The 5,993-nt window shown below is 67.8% G+C and carries 5 protein-coding genes; 3 read left to right on the top strand and 2 right to left on the bottom strand.

Annotation, left to right across the window (positions count from 1 at the left end; translation table 11 throughout):
• Together ACFW2E_RS39570 and ACFW2E_RS39565 are read right to left on the bottom strand one after the other, a co-directional pair.
• Positions 1-690, bottom strand: a 690-nt coding sequence (locus tag ACFW2E_RS39570; protein WP_384474734.1) for a DegT/DnrJ/EryC1/StrS family aminotransferase, incomplete at its 3' end; no start/stop codon positions are given.
• A gap of 101 nt (positions 691-791) precedes the next feature.
• Positions 792-4,250, bottom strand: coding sequence for a tetratricopeptide repeat protein (locus ACFW2E_RS39565; RefSeq protein ID WP_384474731.1), 3,459 nt, complete (start codon positions 4,248-4,250; stop codon positions 792-794).
• A gap of 100 nt (positions 4,251-4,350) precedes the next feature.
• Between ACFW2E_RS39565 and ACFW2E_RS39560 the strand changes: the two genes are divergently transcribed.
• From ACFW2E_RS39560 to ACFW2E_RS39550, 3 genes are all read left to right on the top strand, one after another.
• Positions 4,351-4,980, top strand: a complete 630-nt coding sequence (locus ACFW2E_RS39560) for a GNAT family N-acetyltransferase (RefSeq protein WP_384474728.1) — start codon at positions 4,351-4,353, stop codon at positions 4,978-4,980.
• A gap of 473 nt (positions 4,981-5,453) precedes the next feature.
• The gene (locus ACFW2E_RS39555; RefSeq protein ID WP_384474737.1) at positions 5,454-5,627 is read left to right on the top strand and encodes a hypothetical protein; all 174 of its coding nucleotides are present in this window, start codon (positions 5,454-5,456) and stop codon (positions 5,625-5,627) included.
• Positions 5,624-5,993, top strand: a 370-nt coding sequence (locus tag ACFW2E_RS39550) for an ATP-binding protein (RefSeq protein ID WP_384474725.1), incomplete at its 3' end; no start/stop codon positions are given. The genes ACFW2E_RS39555 and ACFW2E_RS39550, both read left to right, overlap by 4 nt.

The raw sequence follows: 5,993 nt of genomic DNA, 5'->3' as shown, positions 1-5,993 counted from the left end.
CGCCAACATGGCGTCGATGTGCGGGAACTGGTCCAGGGCGACCACCGCGTTCGGTTCGGTCATCAGGGAAGACCGGATCCAGTTCGCCCCCTGCTCCAGGCGTTCGCGGCTTCCCGTCGGCAGGATCGCGAAGCCGCCTGCCCCGGCCGCGGAGACGACCTTGGCCATGCTCAGTGAGAAGGCATGGGCATCGGCCTGCCTACCGACGGGCATGCCCTCGGTATACGCGCCGAGGGCGGGCGCCGAGTCCGCGAGCAGCGGGACCCCGGCATCGCCGCAGAGCTTGGTCAGGGCTGGGTAGTCGGCGGGATGGCCGAGTGCGTCTACGCTCACCACCAAGTCGACGCGGCGTGTCCGGAGAACTTCCGCGAGGCGCTGCGGGTCGAGAGTCCATGTATGCGGGTCGACGTCACAGAAAACCAGATCGTAGTCCAGCTGACGCAGGAACTCGCCGGTGGCGGCGAAGGTGAACGAGGGCAGCACGGCCGTGCGGCGTCGGTACGAGCGTCCGCGGCCAGGGGACAGCGCGAGCGCGGCGAGCCGCAGAGCCGCCGTCCCGGACACGGTGAGGACGACCTCATGGCTTTCGTCGACCTTTGAAAGCGACCTGAGTTCCTGTTCGAGCAACGTGGTCCATCGATGGCCGCATTTCACGAGCCCCGATTCGAGAACCTCCAGCAGTCGGTGCACCAGGGTTTCGGGGTCGACGGGACGCGGTGGCTGCACAAGTCGCAGCGGTGGGTCGAACGGGGCGTGTCCAGGTACCTCGGGGGTGCTGCCAGGTGTCCCGGTCACCAGAGTGCCTCCATGTCTGCGGCTTCCCGAAGAGCCCGTTCCGCCTGATCGTGCAGACCGAGCTGCCGACAGGCCATGGCGTAGGCGACCAATGAGTAGTGAAGCTGACGATCGTCACCCTCCAACGAGTGCCGGCGCCGGATGCACAGGGCCTGTTCGTGGGCATGCACGGCCTTGGCCGTCTCACCCTGGAAGCGGTAGGCGACGCCGAGATTGTCCCAGGTCTTCGCTGTCTCCACGGCGTCGTCGGGAAGGTGCCGCCGCTTGATGTCGAGCGCCTGACGGAAGTGGTCGACTGCCTCGTCGATGGCACCCATGTGTCGCAGGGCTCGCCCCAAGTTGTCGTGCGTACCGGCGAGTTCATAATCTCCGGGCGGATAGGCAAGGCTCTCGATCTCCAGCGCTCTGCGGTGATGCTCGATGGCGCCCGGCACATCGCCGAGTCGGCGCAGCATGTTGCCGAGCGCCCCGTGAGTGGAGGCGAGCAGCCGGTGCTCGCTGCCGCCGCCGTATGCGGCTTCGAAGATCCCGAGTGCCTCCTCCTGGTGGAGGTAGGCCGCGGCATAGCGGTGCAGATGGCGCAGGGTCACGCCGATGTTGATGAGGGTGCCGGCCACTTCCGGGTGCTGCTCGCCGAGGAAGCGGCGCTCGATGTCTAGCGCCCGCTCGAAGTACGGCAGAGATTCCGCGGCGCGCCCCTGACCACGTAAGGTCAGACCCAGATTGTTGTAGAGACTGCCGAAGTCGGGGTGGTCGTCCGGCAGGACCTGCTTGAACCGGAGCAGCGCCTCACCCAGAGCGCGTTCCGCCTCCCGGTACTCGCCCCGGCTGGTGTGGGCGATGCCCAGGTTGTTGGTGGTGATGGCGACGTCCAGCCGCCGGTCGCCGGGTAGGGCGTTCTCCTGCGTCAGAGCCTGCTCGAAGAAGTCAAGGGAATCGGGCAGCCGCAACTGCATCCGGATGACCCCTAGATTGTTGAGGATCTTCGAGCGTGTAGCGCGCACCTCCAGCCTGTCGCCGCCCTCGGCCAGTGCCAGCCCCTCGCGCAGCGCCCGCTCCGCGCCGTGGAGATCCCCCAGCTCCCGCAGGGCGCATCCGAGGTTGTTGTACGAGGCGGCCAGCTCCCCGACCGCGGCCTGCACAGTCGTGCGGATGTCCAGGGCGCGTTCTTGAAGACGGCGACTACGCTCCAGGTGACCTTGGTTCAGTCTGGACAGGCCCAGGTTCGAGAGAGCGGCGGCGTAATCGGCGCCCTGGCCGAAGAGTGAGCGCAGCATGGCAGCAGCTCGCCGGAAGATGGCCGCGCTCGAAGCGTAGGCGCCCCGCCCGAAGAGATAGATGCCGCAGCGGTTGAGCAGTTCGACCTGATGAGGTCCTGGCCGGGTACCGGACAACCGTGCCCCGCCCACGCTCAGGGCGTGTTCGAGGAGATCGGCGCAGCGCGGCCAGGATTCCGGGTTCGCCGGGTCTGCGGGGAAAATGGCAAGCAGAAAGGTCACGGCGATGTCGTGCCAGTCCACACCGCCCGCGTCCGGCTCTTGGGTCCGCACATAGTGCTGCACCAGGCGGTGTAGCTCGAACCGGCCCTCGATCTCGTCCGCAAGCCCGGTCGAGACGATGTGTCGGACGAGTTCACCGACCCGCCCGCTGTCGCGCAGCGCGGTGCGTAGGCCTTCGGGAAGCACGGTCCGGCCGGCGAGATCCGTGAGCAGCCTCAGGTCGAAGGGGCCAGGTCCGAGGTAGGAGCACAGCCTCAGCAGATCAAGCGCATCGGAGGAGATCGCGCTCAGCCGGTCGACGGCTATGGCGTACGAGGCCGCCTCACTGTGGCCCGCATGCCGACGGCGCAGCTCGGCGAGGAGCCGACGGGGCGAAGTGCCCCTGGCCAGTTCCTCGCGCGCCGGTATCAGCTGCTGAGGCAGGCAGTCCAGCTCGCGACAGAGGACCTCGATCGCCTCGTCGACCCATACGGCCCCTGCTCCTGGAGCATCTCCCCCCGGCCGGCGGTCCGCCGTGCTGTCCTGGTCCTGCCACTCGTCCTTGGCGCACAGCAGAGTGATTGCGTCGGGCACGGCCAACGGAGGCACCGTCACAGTCGTGTACTGCCCTGCGATCTCGTCCTGCGAGAGCCTCGTGGTCAGCAGCACACGTCCTGATCCCCCGGCGGGGATGAGGTGTTGGATCGACTCGATGCTCTCGACGTTGTCGAAGACAAGCATCCAGTCCTCCATCGCCTCAAGCCGAGCCCGTACCGCCTGACAGGTGCGGGCGATGTCGTTGATGACCGCCAGGCCCAGCTGCGAAGCGAGGCCCGCGTACGCCTGCTCCGCACCCGAGACGTGTTCTGCGGGAACCCACCAGCGCACGCTGTCGTCGCCCTGCCGGCTGCGGAGGACGAACTCCCGGGCGAGGCGGGTCTTTCCCACCCCCATCGCACCACGCAGGACCAGGATGGAAGGAGCGTGCGAGGCGGGCGCGAGCGCGGCGCCGATCTCGTCGAGCAGCGCCTCCCTGCCGATGATGGGCCTCGGTTCGGCGGCTACGTTGTCGGCTGTGCTGCTGTCCAGGCCCGGAACCCCGGCGGGCGGGGTCAGGCGGCGCAAGAGCCTGACCAACCCGGACTCGGTCCGACCGGAGGCGGACTCGCCCTCGTGATACACGACCGGTGTCACGGCCGTCCCAGCGGTCTCCGCACGTGCCTGGTCACCCACGTGTTCCGGACACAGCCAGTAGTGCCGACCCACCATGCCTGGCGCGCCCTCGAGCAGCCAGTCGCGGACCACCCGCAAAGCCGGGTCAGCCCCCGAGCCGATGAAGACGAGCGACCGGTCACCGACGATCAGCCGGCGCAAGGTCTCGGCTGCCTTGCCCAGAAGACGTTCGGGCTCTTGGACCCCGAACAGCACCGAACTCGGGCTGTCCCAACGCCCGTAGAGATGTATCAGCGCCGTGTCCTCGGACTCCATGGCATGACGTACGAGATAGGGATCCCGCCAGGTGACGGCGGGACCGTGCAGCCCCAGTGCCCGCTCGACGAGATCGTCTTGGGCGACGCTCAGGATGGGGATGCGCAAGTCCTGCAGCGCTGTGGCGGGCTCGGCATGTGCGAGAGGCAGTGCGCCGAGCGTCGCCCGCAGACAGGTGCCGTAGGCGTCGCCGTCGCGGCCGCCGAGCTGGTCTGTCAGGCGTTCGGTGACGAGTCTGTACGCGCTGAGTTCGCCTTCGGCGCCCCAGCGCAGAGCAGCCCGTGCGTGTTCGGCCCAGCTTCCGGGCAGTTCGGCGACGTGCTCCTCACACCAGTCCACGAGCGACCTGAGCAGATCTGGCCAGGCCGCCTCGGGGCAGCCACCGCTCAGGGCGTGCGAGGCGTCGCTGTCGATGATCACGACGGCGGTCCGGGTGGCGATCGCCTGCCGGAGCGCCTCAAGGGAGTCAACCCCAGCTGTGTCAGGCATGACCACCTCCCCCCTTCATTGTCGCAATCCAGGCCGGACTTTGACGGCGGATCAGGGATATCGACATGGGTCTTGGAGAGGTCCGGTTACCATGCCGTGCATGGACGGAGTTGATGCAGCATCGTTCCCTGCACGGGCGATCACGTCCAATGACGGGCATGTTGTGGTGGTACGACCCTTGACCAGGGCGGACGCCGAGGGTTTCGGTGAGTTCCTGGAAGGGCTGTCCGCACAGACGCGCAAGCGCTACAAGCCCCACCCCCTGACCCGCGCGTACGCAAAGGAGGTCTGCTCGGGACTCGACGAGGAGACACGCTCCCTGCGCATCGTCCTGGCTGAGGACGTTGACGGACAAGTCGTCGGGGATATCGTCGGATACATGCTGGTCCAGTTTGAGATCCCGCAGGATGAAAAGGGCCGCTATACGGACCAGGGCATCGTCCTCGACGACGACAAGGACTGCAGGATCGCCCCGGCTGTGGCTGATCATCTGCAGAACCGGGGGCTTGGCACCATCCTGCTGAAGGACACCCTCGCCTTCCTGCGCAGCAGCGGTCGCCGCATCGTCGTGCTGTTCGGTGGCACTCAGGCAAGCAATGCGCGGGCCATCAGGGCTTACGAGAAGGCCGGATTCGCAGCCGCCGGCGCATTCCGCACCGGTCTGATCGACAACGTGGACATGTGGCTCTCCCTGGACACGTGGACTCCGGACGGCGATGCCCGGCCGTGAGGCTCAGGTCGTGGGACGCCTACGGCGAAGCAGACGCCCACGAAGAAGACGACGGACGGGCCGTCGGCCGCGCAGCACGTAGAAGAGGGAGGACAAGGGACGCCGGGATGACTGCCGCTTCGGCTGGGTGATGGCGGCTTCTGCGGCAGCGTACCGGTAGCCGAGGACACATGGGCAAGTCGAACAGGCGCCGGGTACCGCGCACGACGCCTTCACCGGGCTTGCAGTGTCTGAGCGCGTCGGCCAGGCGGAACTACTGGCCGGAATGCAGCGGGGTGCGGAAGGTCACCGACATGCGTCGTCCGCGCGGGACACTCCTGGCCATCGGGCGACCTTCGCGGAACGCCTTTCGATCATTGTGTGTCACCTATGGAGAGGCGCCCCTGGCACTGGGCCCGCCACCCTACGGTGCGGCCACGAGGGCGGGTCCGGAACGGGCGGCCCGCCGCAGCCGACAACCAGAGGGGAAACCGATGACGAGTGTGGAAGTGTCGCTGAAGGAGACGATGACGGGAGTCGATGGGGCACTGGGGGCGGCGGTCGTCGACTACAGCAGCGGCATGGCTCGCGGCACCCTGGGCGGGGGCAAGGGGTTGGACCTGACGGTCGCCGCGGCCGGGAACACGGATGTCATCCGCTCCTGGTGATCTCCGAGGAGGTCACCGGCCGCGACGCGGCAACCAGGCGTCTCCGGCGCCGCTCGGCGAACTTACCCACCGGCAAGTCCCTCGCGTCCTGGCGGCCCGAGGACTCCACCATCCCCGAACCCACGCAGAACTCCCTGATCACCCTGGAGTGGATCGGCCGCGCGGAGAACCTGGTGATCGCCGGCCCGTCCGGCGGCACAGAGAAGTCGCACTTCACCGAGGGTCTGGCCCAGGCCACGATCGAGAAGGACCTGCGGGTCGCCCGGTTCACCCTGGAGACCCTCGCCCCCGCGATCGGCACGTCGAAAACCCACGCCACCACCCCCCCCCCCCGCCCCCCGAAAAACCCGGCCCCACAGAAAATGT

Origin of the sequence: Streptomyces sp. NPDC058964, from assembly GCF_042741275.1 — a bacterium.
Classification (GTDB): Bacteria; Actinomycetota; Actinomycetes; order Streptomycetales; family Streptomycetaceae; genus Streptomyces.
The sequence above is the reverse complement of the archived record's forward strand: the minus strand, read 5'-3'. Positions and strand labels throughout refer to the sequence as shown.